Below are 14,496 nucleotides of genomic sequence, written 5' to 3'. Positions count from 1 at the left end.
TGCGATCAATATCACACTGCTAGCTTGAATGGAATGAATAAACACACCACAAAAGCGAAGGGTTACGCAAAATGGAGTTAGGCTGGTTTCTTTCAATGTTAATGTTTTTATGGATTGCAGCAGTGACGCCCGGCCCGAATAATATGTTACTGACTTCATCGACGGCGAACTTCGGGTTTATCAGAACTTTGCCGCTAATGCTGGGTATTATGATCGGAATGCAGTTATTGCTGTTGCTGGTGGCTGCGGGCGTTGGCAGTATTATTATTGCCTATCCTCAATTGCATTTAGCCCTCAAGATTTTAGGCAGTTTATATTTGGTCTGGCTGGCATGGAAGATTGCGACTTCCCGTTATGAAAAGTTGGAAACAGATAAAGGCACTATCAAGCCGGTGCGGTTATATCAAGGGTTACTGTTGCAGGCTTTAAATCCAAAAGCATGGTTGATGGGAATTGGCTCTATTGCCAGCTACAGTTTAGCCGGCAGCAATTATAGCGCATCAGTCATCGCCATCAGTATTGCAATGTGTTCAGTAAATATTGTGGCTGGTGTTATCTGGATGGGTTTTGGTACCGCTATTAGCCGTTTACTACAAAGCCGTAAGTCATGGGCCATTTTTAATTTCACCATGGGCGTGCTGACGGCTGGCTGTGTGTTTTTTATCTGGATTTAGGTTAGAACAGGGCGCAGTCGCCTTATTGTGATTGATAAAGGCGCCGGGTGGCGCCTTTAATCTTGGTTAGCTAATGTCCTGATTAAACACCGCTGTCATTTCTTCAAGCTGTTCCTGAAGCTCTAACCACGTCATTTCCTTCTCTTCCTGTGCTGACTTAACCGCTATTTGCTGTTGCAATAGCTGGGTTAATTCTGCTTTTTTAGCCATGTCATAGATGGCACTGTCAGAGAGGGATTGCTCAATGTCATTGAGCTGTTTACTCAGTTTTTCCAGTTCAGCATCCAGTTTGTCGATCTTTTTACGGATAGGCTGGGTTTGAGTTCTGAAATCAGCTTCGCGGCGCTTTTGGTCTTTACGTGCCTGAGCACTGTTGGTGGAGGTTTCTTTACTTCCCTCTTCCGGCTGCGATTCTAAACGCTGCAGGTTGGCCAGCCATTGTTGGTAATCATCGAGATCGCCGTCAAAAGGCTCTACTTTTTTATCATGAACCAGATATAAGTCATCGGTGGTTGAACGTAATAAATGACGGTCATGTGAAACGACAACCAGAGCTCCCTCAAAGTCTATCAGTGCTTCAGTTAATGCCTGACGCATATCGAGGTCGAGGTGGTTAGTTGGTTCATCGAGCAGCAGTAGGTTTGGTCGCTGCCAGACAACCAATGCTAATACCAAACGGGCTTTTTCGCCGCCGGAGAAGCGTTCTGTATTTTCAGTCACTTTATCGCCGCGAAAACCAAATCCGCCAAGATAATCCCGCAGCTGTTGCTCATACTCATTTGGTGCTAAACGGCTGAGATGCTGTAGCGGGGTCTCATCAGCCCTTAGGGTTTCAAGCTGGTGTTGAGCGAAATAGCCTAACTTAATTCCTTTAGCTAAACCTATTTCACCTTGCTGTGGCGCAAGAGTACCGGCCAGTAGTTTGATCAGGGTTGATTTACCTGCCCCGTTACGGCCAAGCAGACCAATTCTCGAGCCGGGAACCAGATTAAGTTTTATCGATTCCAGAATGGTTTTGTCGTTGTATCCGGCGCTGACTTTTTCCATCCGTAATAGCGGATTGGGCAGGCTCTCCGGTTTACGGAAGCTAAAACTAAACGGGTTATCAACATGCGCCGGCGCAATAAGTTCCATGCGCTCTAGCATTTTGATTCGGCTTTGGGCCTGTTTTGCCTTAGTGGCTTGCGCTTTAAACCGGTCAATATAGCTTTGTAAGTGAGCAACTTTTTCTTGCTGTGACTGGAACATTGCCTGTTGTTGCGACAGTTTAGTCGCCCGCTGGCGCTCAAATGATGAGTAGTTTCCGGTGTACTCATTCATCTGCTGTTGTTCAATATGCAGGATTTTATCCACGATTGGATCGAGGAAGTCACGATCGTGAGAAATTAGAATCAATGTTCCGGTGTAGCTTTTTAGCCACTTTTCCAGCCAGATAACGGCATCTAAATCTAAGTGGTTAGTCGGCTCATCCAGTAACAGTAGGTCTGAGCGACAAAGCAGCGCTTGAGCAAGGTTTAAACGCATTCGCCAGCCGCCCGAGAAAGCGCTGACGGGCTGTTGCAACTGTTCCTGTGAAAATCCTAGGCCATGTAATAAACTTGATGCTCTCGGGTAGATAGTCCAGGCCTGAATAGCATCTAGCTGGCCGTGAACGACGGCAATTTCGTGGCCATCATTTTTCAGATTAGCCTCGGCCAGGGCTTTTTCTAGCCTGCGATACTCTCTGTCACCGTCAATAACATATTCAACAGCCGGAATTTCTAATGCTGGTGTTTCTTGATTGACCCACGACATAGCCCAATTACTAGGGAATGTGACGTTTCCGCCGTCGGCCGAAAGCTCGCCTTTTAGCAAGGAAAGTAAGGTTGATTTGCCACAGCCATTTTTTCCTACCAGACCGACTTTTTGTCCGGGGTTAATCGTTGCCGTTGCGTTATCGAGTAAGACATTTACACCGCGTCGGATTTGCAATGAAGAAAATACAATCATAAGGCCACGTATCAGGTTATCAGTCACTGGGTTATTAATCGGAAAGGCGACGGGCCAAAGATTGGCTTCGATTTACTGTCACAAACCGTTTGTTGAGAATCATTTTTTTGTGCTGTTTAGCTTCAGATAAATAAATCAGGCTTTTAAATAAAAGCCTATTATTTCAATGCTATTATTTATTAGCTTACCCATAATTTAGCTAAACCTAGCGGGTGCGACGATGATATGTCATCGTGGTTTTTACCGCCGGCAATTTATAAGTCATGCATGGTAGCGGAAAATGTTAATGATGACGATGTTTAGGGGACGCAAAAATGTCGCAATTATCTAAGGCTCTTATATTGTACGCTCATCCGGAGCCTAAGCGTTCGGTCGCTAACCGGGCATTATTAAAGATTGCCAGAAATCTGGACAACGTCACCGTTCGTGATTTATATGCCTATTACCCTGATTTCTTTATAAATGTTCATCGGGAACATCAGTTGCTCAGAGAGCATAATATTATTGTGTTCCAGTTTCCTATTCACACTTATAGCTGCCCGGCCCTGATGAAAGAGTGGATTGACCGGGTGCTAAATCTGCAATTTACCGGCAGCCTTGGTGCCAGTGAGCTGAGCGGGAAATTATTTAGGTTAGTGGTTACCGCCGGCGCCACTGAGGCGAGCTATCAGTCGGGTGGTGTGGTTGGCTATTCTCTGGACGATATTTTACTGCCGTTCAAAATTATGGCTAATGCCTGCGGAATGGTGTGGGTTCCTCCGTTGATTCTTTATCGTGCCCGACGTATTGAAGGGGACGAATTACAGCAGCATGCTCTTGAGTTTGCTCAGTGGCTTAATTTATCACTGGCTGAGGAACGTACATAATGGAAACGTCACCGCAATTGATCGCCGTTTTGCTGTTCCTGTTTGTTGCTGTGCTGATGGTGCCTCTGGCGCGTAAATTGGGGATCGGTGCAGTTTTAGGTTATTTAATTGCAGGTATTGCCATTGGCCCTTGGGGATTTCGCCTGATTGATGATGTGGATGAGATTCTCCATTTTTCAGAAATGGGCGTGGTATTACTGCTATTTGTTATTGGTCTGGAACTTAATCCGGCTAAATTATGGAAGATGAGAAAGCCTATCTTTGGGCTTGGCACCGCCCAAGTTTTACTGACGACCGGCATTTTATGTGGGTTGCTGTATTGGGCCGGGTTTGGTCTTTCTGCCGCGATTATTGCTGCACTGGGTCTCTCTATGTCATCAACGGCCATGGCTTTGCAACTGATGAAAGAGAAGGGAATGCAGGGTAATGAGGGCGGGCAGGCAGGTTTTGCCGTTTTATTATTTCAAGATATGGCGGTTGTTCCGGCTTTGGCTTTAGTCCCCATTTTAGCCGGTAAAGGTAATGCTGATGCTGACTGGTTTACCATTCTGAGTAAAGTTTTGGGTCTGGCAATATTAGTTCTGGGATGTCGTTATCTGTTAAAGCCTCTGTTTCGCTATGTCGCTGCGTCCGGGATTCGTGAGGTATTTACCGCCACCGCGCTGTTGGTGGTTTTGGGGGCAGCAGTCTTGATGCAGGAAATCGGATTCTCTATGGCGCTGGGTACGTTCCTTGCGGGCGTCCTTTTGGCAGAAAGTGAGTATCAACATGAATTAGAAGTCGCAATAGAACCTTTTAAAGGGCTGTTGTTGGGGCTGTTTTTTATTTCTGTTGGTATGGTGCTAAACCTCGGGGTTTTTTACTCTCACCTCTTACAGGTACTGGCCAGCGTTTTTATCCTGCTGATGGTCAAAGGCGTTGTATTGTATGTTTTGGCTCATTACTTCGGCATTAAACGTTCCGAACGGTTACAGTTCTCCGCGGTATTAAGTCAGGGGGGCGAATTTGCTTTCGTTCTGTTTGCCGCAGCTCAAGCGCAAAAAATATTTGATGTAAACCAAATAGCGATGCTGCTGGTTGTGGTGACAATATCGATGATGACAACGCCTTTACTGATGCAAATGGTCGATAAAATTCTGGCAAGACGTTATAACCCTTCTGAAGAGAGTGACGAAAAGGCCGATGTAGAAGACGATGAGCCGCAGGTTATTATTGTTGGCTTCGGGCGCTTTGGTCAGGTCGTTGGCCGATTATTAATGGCCAACGAAATTCGCCTGACAGTATTAGAACGTGATGTTAGTCAGGTCGGCATACTGAGGAGCTACGGATACAAAGTTTACTATGGCGATGCGACGGAATTAGAGTTACTACGGGCTGCCGGTGCGGAGAAAGCAAAAGCCATTGTTATTGCCAGTGATTTGGCCGAAGAGACAATGACGATTGTGCGCCTATGTCAGCAATATTTTCCTAACCTGTCTATTCTTGCCCGGGCCAGAGGGCGTGTCGAAGCTCATGAGCTCCTCAATGCCGGCGTAGAGCTATTAGCCAGAGAGACTTTTGCCAGCGCCTTAGATCTCAGTCGTAAAACACTCATTAATTTAGGTATGCACCCTCATCAGGCTTATCGAGCTCAGCAGCACTTTAAGCGACTGGATGAAAATATGCTGCGTGAACTGGTGCCGAATCGTCAAAGTGACGTTCAACAGATATCTCGAGTTGCCGAGGCGCGCCGAGAGCTGGAGAATCTTTTCCAGCGTGAAATGCAGCATGAGAGCAAGCTGTCTGATGGTTGGGATCTTGATGAAGAAGCTCAAGATAATAAGAATGACACCTTGAATTAGTGACAAAAAATATTGGCTAATGTAAATGAATATTCGACATTCATCATACTTAGTAATATAAAATTGCCTAAATTTTTATCTCAGTGAGTACAGCACCGTTGATTTCAGCTACAATCAGCGGAAATTTAGTATCAACGGTTAGGAGTAATCATGAAAGTAGCAAAAGACCTAGTGGTCAGCCTGGCATACCAGGTTCGTACAGAAGACGGTGTATTAGTTGATGAGTCTCCGGTGAGTGCACCGTTGGATTATCTGCATGGACATGGCTCGCTGATTGCTGGCTTAGAAAAAGCATTAGAAGAACATAGCGTTGGCGATCGTTTTGATGTTTTTGTTCCTGCAAATGAAGCATACGGCAATTATGATGACGTGCTGGTTCAGCGCGTACCAAAAGATGTATTTATGGGCGTTGAAGAACTTCAGGTTGGTATGCGCTTTTTAGCTGATACCGATCAGGGTCCGGTTCCTGTTGAAATTACAGAAGTTGAAGATGACCACGTGGTGGTTGACGGAAACCATATGCTGGCCGGTCAAAACCTGAATTTCAACGTTGAAGTTGTTGCGATCCGTGAAGCTACCGAAGAAGAATTAGCTCATGGTCACGTACATGGTGAACACGATCACGGCGAAGGCGGCGGTTGCTGCGGCGGCGGTGGTCACGATCACGGTGAAGGTGGCGGTTGCTGTGGTGGCGGTGGTCACGGGCACGATCACGATCATGGACATGACCACGATCATCAACATGGCGCTGGCGGCTGTGGTGGAAAAGGTAACGGCGGCTGCGGCTGTAGTCACTAATTCCCGATTGATAAATTTAAAAATGGCGGCTATAAAAGCCGCCATTTTTTTTGGTTTTCAGCGGGCAATATGAATTAGTAATGGGGTGGAGGAACTTCTTCTGACTGTGAGGCAATCATCGACGGTTGTGATGCTTTGAGTTTATCAGTCAGTAATCGCAGCTGCTCTCGGAGTTTAGTTATCTCCCACTGGTGTTGGATTATGGTCTGATTCAGGTCCTCGATAGTCACTTCTTGAAAGGCCTGTCTACTCTCCAATAATTCGAAGCGTTGTAGTAGTTCGTCAGTGTCCATCTTTTGCATCTTGTCTCCGGTGAATATTAATGAATCTCATGCGGTGAATATGATATTAATATGCGCATTAATTGAGTGTACTTGCCATAGTTAGTAATGGCAGGGGAAATGAATACGAATTTTCTTATTCTACAATGAAACACAAGGAACTTATTGATGTCTTTTTTAGCTAAGCGGTTATGCACCGTCGGAGTATTGTTGTTAACGCTTCCGATCTTCAGTGCATCGGCAAATCAGTCAACTGATGATAAACAAGCGCCTGTAGCCGTTTCTGCTCAACCTGAGGCTGTTCCAGTTTTAGTCTCAGCAGAACAAGAAACTAAAGCTTCAGAAGAAAAAACCACCGCGGTGGCACCCGCGCCGGAGCCGGAATTATCACCGGTACCAGAATCAGCGCCCGAACCGGTAGTTGTGGAAGAATCTGTTGCTAAAGAGCCAACGCAGGCTCCGGGCACTGCTGAGGTCGTTAAGACTGATACAGAAGTTAACGTCAGTGAGCCCACTCCTGTGGCTGCTGCTCCGCTAACAGCTCCTGCGACTAAACAATTAGAAACATCAGCTTTGGCACCGGTTAAGTTTACGCTGGATAGTGAAGAGCAGAAGCGAGCTTATGCCAGCGGAGTGACATTAGCCCGATATCTGCAAGAGAATATGGCCCAGCAACAAAAGTTGCATATCACGTTAGATCCTCAAATTGTGCTTGCCGGTATTGTCGACACCTTTAAAAGTGACATAAAAATGGATGAGGCAACTATCCAGAAGACAATGGCGGTGTTTGATGAACAAGTTAATGTGCTAAATAAAGCGAAATTTGAGCAAGAGTCCCGTCGTGAGCTGGATATTGGTGCGGCTTATCAGGCTGATTTTGCAAAAGAGGACGGCGTAAAGAAAAGTAAAACCGGATTACTCTATCAGATCGTCACTAAAGGCAGCGGCGCAGCGATTAAAGATACCGACATGGTTGAAATTGAGTTGGTCGGTACATTAGCTAGCGGTAAAGTGTTTGAAAAAACAACCAGTCCGATCGCTTTAAAAGTCAGTGATGTTATTCCTGCATTACGTAGCGGAATTAAGCTGGCGGGAAAAGGCGGTGAGGTGAAGTTAGTGGTTCCTCCTGAGCAAGGATACGGGGTTAAAGGGGCCCAGCCCGGAATACCACCAAATGCGACGTTGATTTTTAATATTAAAGTGCTGCAGGCTGGCGCAAGTAAATCTAAGTAATTCCTGATGCATGGGCGGTGTCTTAAGTGTAACTTACTGCGATGTTCGCTCATGTTCTTTCTTCAGTAGTATAGATTTTTGCTGTTTGTCGGCTAATATAATTACTATCTTGACGAACCAATGTTATTTTTGTTGTCGAATATGAATCGGTTACATAAAGAGCTTTTACCTAAAGACTAGGTCTAAATTTTTATTACAGAACGTTTTCCTATCACTGGAGAAGTAGATGAAATCATTATTTAAAGTAACGCTGCTAGCAACCACTATGGCTCTGGCAACCGGCGCTATGGCTGAAGATGCAAAGCCTAAAACTGATGCTCCAGTAGCACCTGCCGCTGCAGCATCTACCGTTAAGTTTGACAATGAAGATCAGAAAGCCGCTTATGCGTTAGGTGCTTCATTAGGTGGTTATATGCATAACTCACTGAAAGAGCAAGATAAGCTGGGCGTAGTGTTAGATCGTACTCAGATTCAGGCTGGCTTTACCGATGCTTTTGATAGCAAAAGCAAGCTAAGCGATGCTGAAATTGAGCAAACACTGCAAGCATTCGAAGCTCGAATTAAAGAGCAAGCTGCGGCTAAAGCTGCTGCTGAAGCTAAAGTAAACGAAGAGAAGGGTGCCGAGTATCGTACCAAGTTTGCGAAAGAGTCAGGCGTTAAGAAAACTGAATCAGGCCTGCTGTACAAAGTTGATGCTGCCGGTACTGGTAACGCACCAAAAGACAGCGACAGCGTTGTTGTAAACTACAAAGGTTCTTTGATTGATGGTACCGAGTTTGATAACTCGTATACTCGTGGTCAACCAGCAACTTTCCGTCTGGATAGCGTCATTCCTGGCTGGACCGAAGGTCTGAAACACGTTAAGAAAGGCGGGAAAATTAAATTAGTTATCCCATCAAGCTTAGCTTATGGCGATAATGCCGTTCCGGGGATTCCTGTTGGCTCTACGCTGGTGTTTGATGTTGAAATTTTAGATATCAAACCAGAAGCAAAAGGTCCAGAACCTAAATAAGCTTTCTGACTGAATGCTAAAAACCGCAAGAGAAATCCTGCGGTTTTTTTATTACCTGAGTTATTGTGGTATTTGTTAGACTAGAGCGACTTACTGAAACAGAGTCTCCAGGTTTCTTTTCTGTCTGAGGACGAACATAGACTAAATTATTGGAGAGAAGGCAATGCCAAGTTCGCAGTTATCGAGCGAGTATGAAGCTCTGGATGAGAAACCCTTTACGGCTGAAGACCACGATATTCTTAAATCGTATGAGTCCGTGGTTGATGGGTTAGCCATGCTAATTGGTTCGCATTGCGAGATAGTCCTACACTCCCTTGAAGATTTAAAATGTTCAGCCGTGCGTATTGCTAACGGTGAACATACCGGCCGTAAAATAGGTTCTCCAATTACCGATATGGCTTTGCGCATGCTGCACGCGATGTCCCATGATGACAGCAGTGTTTCTAAAGCCTATTTCACGCGGGCTAAAAGCGGTTCATTGATGAAGTCGCTGACTATTGCTATTCGTAATAAAGATCGTCGGGTTATTGGCCTGCTGTGCATCAATATGAATCTTGATGTTCCTTTCTCGCAGATCATGCAGACATTTTTACCGCCAGAAACCAATGAAGCGCATTCCAATGTAAACTTCGCTTCATCGGTTGATGACTTAGTTGCGCAAACTCTAGAGTTTAGTATTGAAGAAGTTAATGCCGATCGTAACGTATCTAATAATGCCAAGAATCGCCAGATAGTCCTTAACCTGTACGAAAAGGGTATTTTTGATATTAAGGATTCAATTAATCAGGTGGCAGATCGTCTGAATATTTCTAAACATACGGTTTATCTTTATATTCGCCAGTTTAAAAACGGTGATTTTTCGGGAAATGAACGTTGAAATTGCGTTATGTATTGCTGGTCACCGGTCCCGCATACGGCACTCAGCAGGCAACCAGTGCCTATCAATTTTCTCAGGCATTAGTCGACAGCGGACACCAAATCGACAGTATTTTCTTCTATCGGGAAGGTATCAGCAACGCTAACCAATTAGTTTCACCGGCAGGCGATGAATTTGATTTGGTCAGAGCATGGCAAGCGTTGGCGCAGCAGCAAGGTACAGTTTTAAATGTATGCGTTGCAGCAGCGTTGAGGCGGGGTGTTATTGATGCTCAGGAGGCTGAATTACGTCAGACGCTGGTTGCGGCGAATTTACAATCAGGATTTGTCTTGAGCGGGCTCGGTACATTGGCTGAAGCCATGCTAACCAGCGATCGTGTTATTCAGTTTTAGGTTGCCGATGATGAAAAAGATTGCGTTTGTCTTTACCCATGCACCACATGGCTCTTCTGGGGGGCGGGAAGGCCTGGATGCCGTTTTGGCAACCTCAGCATTAACGGAAGAGATTGGGCTATTTTTTATCTCTGACGGGGTTTTTCAGCTGCTATCCCAGCAGAAACCGGAAACGATTTTATCACGTAATTACATTGCGACTTTTGGTGTTCTGGCTTTATATGACATCAATAACTGTTTTATCTGCTCTGAGTCACTCTCCGCCAGAGGGCTTGATGATGATGTTGATCTGGTACTGGATGCGGCTCATTTAAACCGTCAACAAATGCAGCAATCCCTGTCGGCTTACGATGTAATCCTCACATTTTAAGGAGTGGCCGTGCTACATACTGTTTCTCACTCTTTGTTTCATCTTGATATAGAGGCTTTATTACGACATCTCGGGCCGAATGACTGCGTATTATTGTTTCAGGATGGGGTAACCTCGGCTGTCTCTGGCAGTCAGCATTTTTCCGTGCTGATGAGCAGCGGAGTTCCTGTTTATGCTTTACAGGAAGATGTCATCGCCAGAGGATTGCTGACTATGGTTGCTGATGACATTAAACTAGTTGATTATAAAGGCTTTGTTGCGTTGACGGTTGCCTATCCACAGCAGATGGCCTGGTAGTTTTCTATTCCTGCTAAAGTAACACCTGATCTATTGGCGACTCGGCAAGATATAATTCAACAAATCACGCTTTTATTCGGCCAGTAACCATATTATCCAACGATATTTAGAGAAATAAGAAATATATGGTCCTGTTAGTCATCTATAGCTGTATATTTCTTGACACTTCACTGCTTCAGCCATAAAATTTTGCGTCCCTCAGTATACCTATATGCTAAGGGATCGATTTATCACGTGTTTACGAAGTAAAACCCAGGAGCTTTTTTTAATGGCAACAATTAATCAGCTGGTACGCAAACCGCGCTCAATGAAGGTTGCAAAAAGCAACGTTCCTGCGCTGGAAGCTTGCCCGCAGAAACGTGGCGTATGTACTCGCGTATATACTACCACCCCTAAAAAACCAAACTCTGCTTTACGTAAAGTTTGTCGTGTACGCTTAACTAACGGTTTTGAAGTTTCTTCATATATCGGTGGTGAAGGCCATAACCTACAGGAACACTCCGTGATCCTGATCCGTGGTGGTCGTGTTAAAGACTTGCCTGGTGTGCGCTATCATACCGTTCGCGGCGCGCTGGACTGCTCAGGTGTTAAAGACCGTAAGCAATCCCGCTCCAAGTATGGCGTGAAGAAGCCGAAGGCTTAATGGTTACCCGTTAAGTAAGGCCAAACATTTTTAACTTAATGTCAAAATAAACTCTTAGAGTTTTGGACAATCCTGAATTAACAACGGAGTATTTCCATGCCACGTCGTCGCGTCATTGGTCAACGTAAAATTCTGCCGGATCCTAAGTTCGGATCAGACTTACTGGCCAAATTTGTAAATATTTTAATGGTAGATGGTAAAAAATCTACCGCCGAAGCTATCGTCTATAATGCGTTAGAGACCTTAGCTCAGCGTTCTGGAAAAGGACACCTGGAAGCTTTTGAAACTGCTCTGGACAACGTAAGACCAACTGTTGAAGTTAAGTCTCGTCGTGTAGGTGGTTCTACTTATCAGGTGCCGGTTGAAGTTCGTCCGGTTCGCCGTAATGCGCTTGCCATGCGCTGGATAGTAGAAGCCGCCCGTAAACGCGGTGATAAATCCATGGCTTTACGCCTAGCGAATGAACTGTCTGATGCTGCAGAAAACAAAGGCACTGCAGTGAAAAAACGTGAAGACGTTCACCGTATGGCTGAAGCTAACAAGGCGTTCGCCCACTACCGTTGGTAATCCCTTTTCGGTAGTCATGCTAACCATGCGGGCGCTTTTTAAGTTGACCCGCATGGGTTATCTGAAGAACGACCTAGTAATAGAGGAATAAAATGGCTCGTACAACCCCCATTGAGCGTTATCGTAATATCGGTATCAGTGCTCACATTGATGCCGGTAAAACAACTACTACCGAACGTATCTTATTCTATACCGGTGTAAATCATAAAATCGGTGAGACTCACGAAGGTTCAGCAACAATGGACTGGATGGAGCAAGAACAAGAACGTGGTATTACCATTACCTCTGCAGCAACAACTGCATTCTGGTCTGGTATGGCGAAGCAGTTTGATGCTCACCGCGTAAATATCATCGACACCCCAGGACACGTTGACTTCACCATCGAAGTAGAACGTTCAATGCGCGTGTTGGATGGTGCCGTAATGGTTTATTGTGCTGTTGGCGGCGTTCAGCCACAGTCAGAAACAGTATGGCGTCAGGCTAATAAATATCATGTACCGCGTATCGCGTTCGTTAATAAAATGGACCGTATGGGTGCAAACTTCCTGCGTGTTGTCGAGCAGTTGAAGACGCGTTTAGCCGCTAATGCTGTTCCAATTCAGCTGCCTATCGGTGCTGAAGAGAAATTTACCGGCATTGTTGACTTGCTGAAAATGAAAGCAATCAACTGGAGCGAAGAAGATCAGGGCGTTTCATTTACTTATGAAGACGTTCCTGCTGACATGCTGGAAGAAGCTAAAAAATGGCAGCAGTTTGCTTTTGAATCTGCAGCTGAAGCATCAGAAGAGCTGATGGATAAGTATTTAGGCGGCGAAGAGCTGACTGAAGAAGAAGTTACTGAAGCTCTGCGTAAGCGCGTACTTAACAACGAAATCATTCTGGTTACTTGTGGTTCTGCGTTTAAAAATAAAGGCGTTCAGGCGATGCTGGATGCGGTAATTGAGTATTTACCTGCACCAACAGACGTTAAAGCTATTAACGGTACATTAGATGATGCAGCAAGTACTCCTGCTGTTCGTCATGCTGATGATAAAGAGCCGTTCTCTGCTCTGGCCTTTAAAATTGCTACCGACCCGTTTGTAGGTAACTTGACGTTCTTCCGCGTATATTCTGGTGTTATTAACTCCGGTGATACCGTACTGAACCCAATTAAAGGTAAGCGTGAGCGTTTTGGTCGTATCGTACAGATGCATGCTAATAAGCGTGAAGAGATCAAAGAAGTTCGTGCTGGTGATATCGCTGCTGCAATCGGTCTGAAAGATGTGACCACTGGTGACACTCTGTGTGACCAAGCGAATCCAATTATTCTTGAGCGCATGGAATTCCCAGAGCCAGTTATCTCTGTGGCAATTGAACCAAAAACCAAAGCTGACCAAGAAAAAATGGGTATCGCTCTGGGCCGTTTGGCTCAAGAAGATCCATCTTTCCGCGTATCAAGTGATGAAGAATCAGGCCAAACCATTATTGCTGGTATGGGTGAACTACACTTAGACGTTCTTGTTGACCGTATGCGTCGTGAATTCAACGTTGAAGCTAACGTGGGTAAACCACAGGTTGCTTATCGTGAAACAATCCGCGCTTCTGTTGAGCAAGAAGGTAAGCACGCTAAACAGTCTGGTGGTCGTGGTCAGTTCGGTCACGTATGGCTACGTATCGAGCCTCTGACATCTGGTGGCAAAGGTTACGAGTTCGTGAACGAAATCTCTGGTGGTGTAATTCCTAAAGAATTCATCCCAGCGGTTGATAAAGGTGTTCAGGAGCAGCTGAAAGGCGGTGTTCTGGCCGGTTATCCGATCGTTGACGTTAAAGTTTCATTATTCGACGGTTCTTTCCATGACGTCGACTCCTCGGAACTCGCGTTTAAAATCGCTGGATCAATGGCATTTAAAGAAGGCTTCATGAAGGCAAAACCAGTTCTGCTGGAACCAATCATGAAAGTTGAAATTGAAACGCCAGAAGATTACATGGGTGACGTGATCGGTGACTTAAACCGTCGCCGTGGTATGATTGAAGGTATGGACGACTTAGCCACAGGTAAGATCGTGCGTGCCCAGGTACCATTGTCAGAAATGTTTGGTTATGCTACAGACCTGCGTTCACAAACACAGGGTCGTGCTTCTTACTCTATGGAGTTCTTGAAGTACAACGAAGCGCCAAACAACGTTGCTACAGCAATCATTGAAGCTCGTAAGGCTAGATAAGCCTCGGGTAAAACTTATATCCCAGTCCCCCTCGTATAGAGGGGGATAGAGTAAAGGAAGATAATCGTGTCTAAAGAAAAATTTGAACGTACAAAACCGCACGTTAACGTTGGTACTATCGGCCACGTTGACCACGGTAAAACAACTCTGACTGCTGCTATCACCAGCGTTTTAGCTAAAACTTATGGCGGTAACGCTCGTGCATTCGATCAAATCGATAATGCACCAGAAGAAAAAGCACGTGGTATCACCATCAACACTTCTCACGTTGAGTATGATACTCCTGCTCGCCACTACGCACACGTAGACTGCCCAGGACACGCCGACTATGTGAAAAACATGATCACCGGTGCTGCTCAAATGGACGGCGCGATCTTAGTTGTTGCGGCAACTGATGGTCCTATGCCACAGACTCGTGAGCACATCCTGTTAGGTCGTCAGGTTGGCGTTCCTTA

Annotated in this window: 16 protein-coding genes; 14 read left to right on the top strand and 2 right to left on the bottom strand. The window is 45.4% G+C overall.

Features of this window, described 5'->3' with window-relative positions; all coding sequences use genetic code 11:
- The first annotated feature begins 71 nt into the window (after positions 1-71).
- Positions 72-674, top strand: a complete 603-nt coding sequence (locus tag YWE_RS0106755) for a LysE family translocator (protein WP_029093836.1) — start codon at positions 72-74, stop codon at positions 672-674.
- A gap of 66 nt (positions 675-740) precedes the next feature.
- Here the strand turns inward: YWE_RS0106755 and YWE_RS0106750 are convergent, their stop codons facing one another.
- Positions 741-2,663: an ABC transporter ATP-binding protein gene (locus YWE_RS0106750; protein WP_029093835.1), complete on the bottom strand. Its 1,923-nt coding sequence runs from the start codon at positions 2,661-2,663 to the stop codon at positions 741-743.
- A gap of 314 nt (positions 2,664-2,977) precedes the next feature.
- Between YWE_RS0106750 and kefG the strand changes: the two genes are divergently transcribed.
- The 3 genes from kefG to slyD all read left to right on the top strand — a co-directional run bounded on the left by kefG (position 2,978) and on the right by slyD (position 6,168).
- Complete coding sequence (gene kefG, locus YWE_RS0106745; RefSeq protein WP_029093834.1) at positions 2,978-3,529, top strand: glutathione-regulated potassium-efflux system ancillary protein KefG; 552 nt, start codon at positions 2,978-2,980, stop codon at positions 3,527-3,529.
- Positions 3,529-5,370 carry a glutathione-regulated potassium-efflux system protein KefB gene (gene kefB, locus YWE_RS26835; RefSeq protein WP_051323238.1) on the top strand — a complete coding sequence of 614 codons (1,842 nt, stop codon included), beginning with the start codon at positions 3,529-3,531 and terminating at the stop codon, positions 5,368-5,370. Before kefG ends, kefB begins: the two co-directional genes overlap by 1 nt.
- Positions 5,371-5,520: 150 nt before the next feature.
- Positions 5,521-6,168, top strand: a complete 648-nt coding sequence (gene slyD, locus YWE_RS0106735) for a peptidylprolyl isomerase (RefSeq protein ID WP_029093833.1) — start codon at positions 5,521-5,523, stop codon at positions 6,166-6,168.
- A 74-nt stretch (positions 6,169-6,242) separates the two neighbouring features.
- On the opposite strand, the gene YWE_RS0106730 is transcribed toward slyD, so the two are convergent.
- Positions 6,243-6,470, bottom strand: a complete 228-nt coding sequence (locus YWE_RS0106730; protein WP_029093832.1) for a protein SlyX — start codon at positions 6,468-6,470, stop codon at positions 6,243-6,245.
- Between the two features lie 147 nt (positions 6,471-6,617).
- Between YWE_RS0106730 and YWE_RS28945 the strand changes: the two genes are divergently transcribed.
- From YWE_RS28945 to YWE_RS26825, 10 genes are all read left to right on the top strand, one after another.
- Positions 6,618-7,682 (top strand): FKBP-type peptidyl-prolyl cis-trans isomerase, encoded by a 1,065-nt coding sequence (locus tag YWE_RS28945; protein ID WP_051323237.1) that lies wholly within the window; start codon positions 6,618-6,620, stop codon positions 7,680-7,682.
- A gap of 226 nt (positions 7,683-7,908) precedes the next feature.
- A complete protein-coding gene (gene fkpA / locus YWE_RS0106720; RefSeq protein WP_029093831.1) occupies positions 7,909-8,694 on the top strand; it encodes an FKBP-type peptidyl-prolyl cis-trans isomerase in 786 nt (261 codons plus the stop codon).
- A 163-nt stretch (positions 8,695-8,857) separates the two neighbouring features.
- Entirely contained in the window at positions 8,858-9,571 is a 714-nt protein-coding gene (locus tag YWE_RS0106715) for a helix-turn-helix transcriptional regulator (protein WP_029093830.1), read from the top strand.
- 2 nt (positions 9,572-9,573) lie between these two features.
- On the top strand, positions 9,574-9,963 hold the full coding sequence (gene tusD / locus YWE_RS0106710; protein ID WP_029093829.1) for a sulfurtransferase complex subunit TusD: 390 nt from the start codon (positions 9,574-9,576) through the stop codon (positions 9,961-9,963).
- Positions 9,964-9,973: 10 nt separating this feature from the next.
- Positions 9,974-10,333 (top strand): sulfurtransferase complex subunit TusC, encoded by a 360-nt coding sequence (gene tusC / locus YWE_RS0106705; protein WP_029093828.1) that lies wholly within the window; start codon positions 9,974-9,976, stop codon positions 10,331-10,333.
- 9 nt (positions 10,334-10,342) lie between these two features.
- Positions 10,343-10,630: a sulfurtransferase complex subunit TusB gene (gene tusB / locus YWE_RS0106700; protein WP_029093827.1), complete on the top strand. Its 288-nt coding sequence runs from the start codon at positions 10,343-10,345 to the stop codon at positions 10,628-10,630.
- Positions 10,631-10,898: 268 nt separating this feature from the next.
- Positions 10,899-11,273 carry a 30S ribosomal protein S12 gene (gene rpsL / locus YWE_RS0106695; protein WP_029093826.1) on the top strand — a complete coding sequence of 125 codons (375 nt, stop codon included), beginning with the start codon at positions 10,899-10,901 and terminating at the stop codon, positions 11,271-11,273.
- 96 nt (positions 11,274-11,369) lie between these two features.
- A complete protein-coding gene (gene rpsG / locus YWE_RS0106690; protein WP_029093825.1) occupies positions 11,370-11,840 on the top strand; it encodes a 30S ribosomal protein S7 in 471 nt (156 codons plus the stop codon).
- Positions 11,841-11,932: 92 nt separating this feature from the next.
- Positions 11,933-14,041: an elongation factor G gene (gene fusA, locus YWE_RS0106685; RefSeq protein WP_029093824.1), complete on the top strand. Its 2,109-nt coding sequence runs from the start codon at positions 11,933-11,935 to the stop codon at positions 14,039-14,041.
- Positions 14,042-14,107: 66 nt separating this feature from the next.
- The coding region (locus YWE_RS26825) for a GTP-binding protein (RefSeq protein ID WP_036015375.1) at positions 14,108-14,496 on the top strand (389 nt) is incomplete at its 3' end.

This window comes from Budvicia aquatica DSM 5075 = ATCC 35567, assembly GCF_000427805.1.
GTDB classification, from domain to species: domain Bacteria; phylum Pseudomonadota; class Gammaproteobacteria; order Enterobacterales; family Enterobacteriaceae; genus Budvicia; species Budvicia aquatica.
Note: the sequence above shows the minus strand (reverse complement) of the source record. Positions and strands in the feature narration are given on the sequence as shown.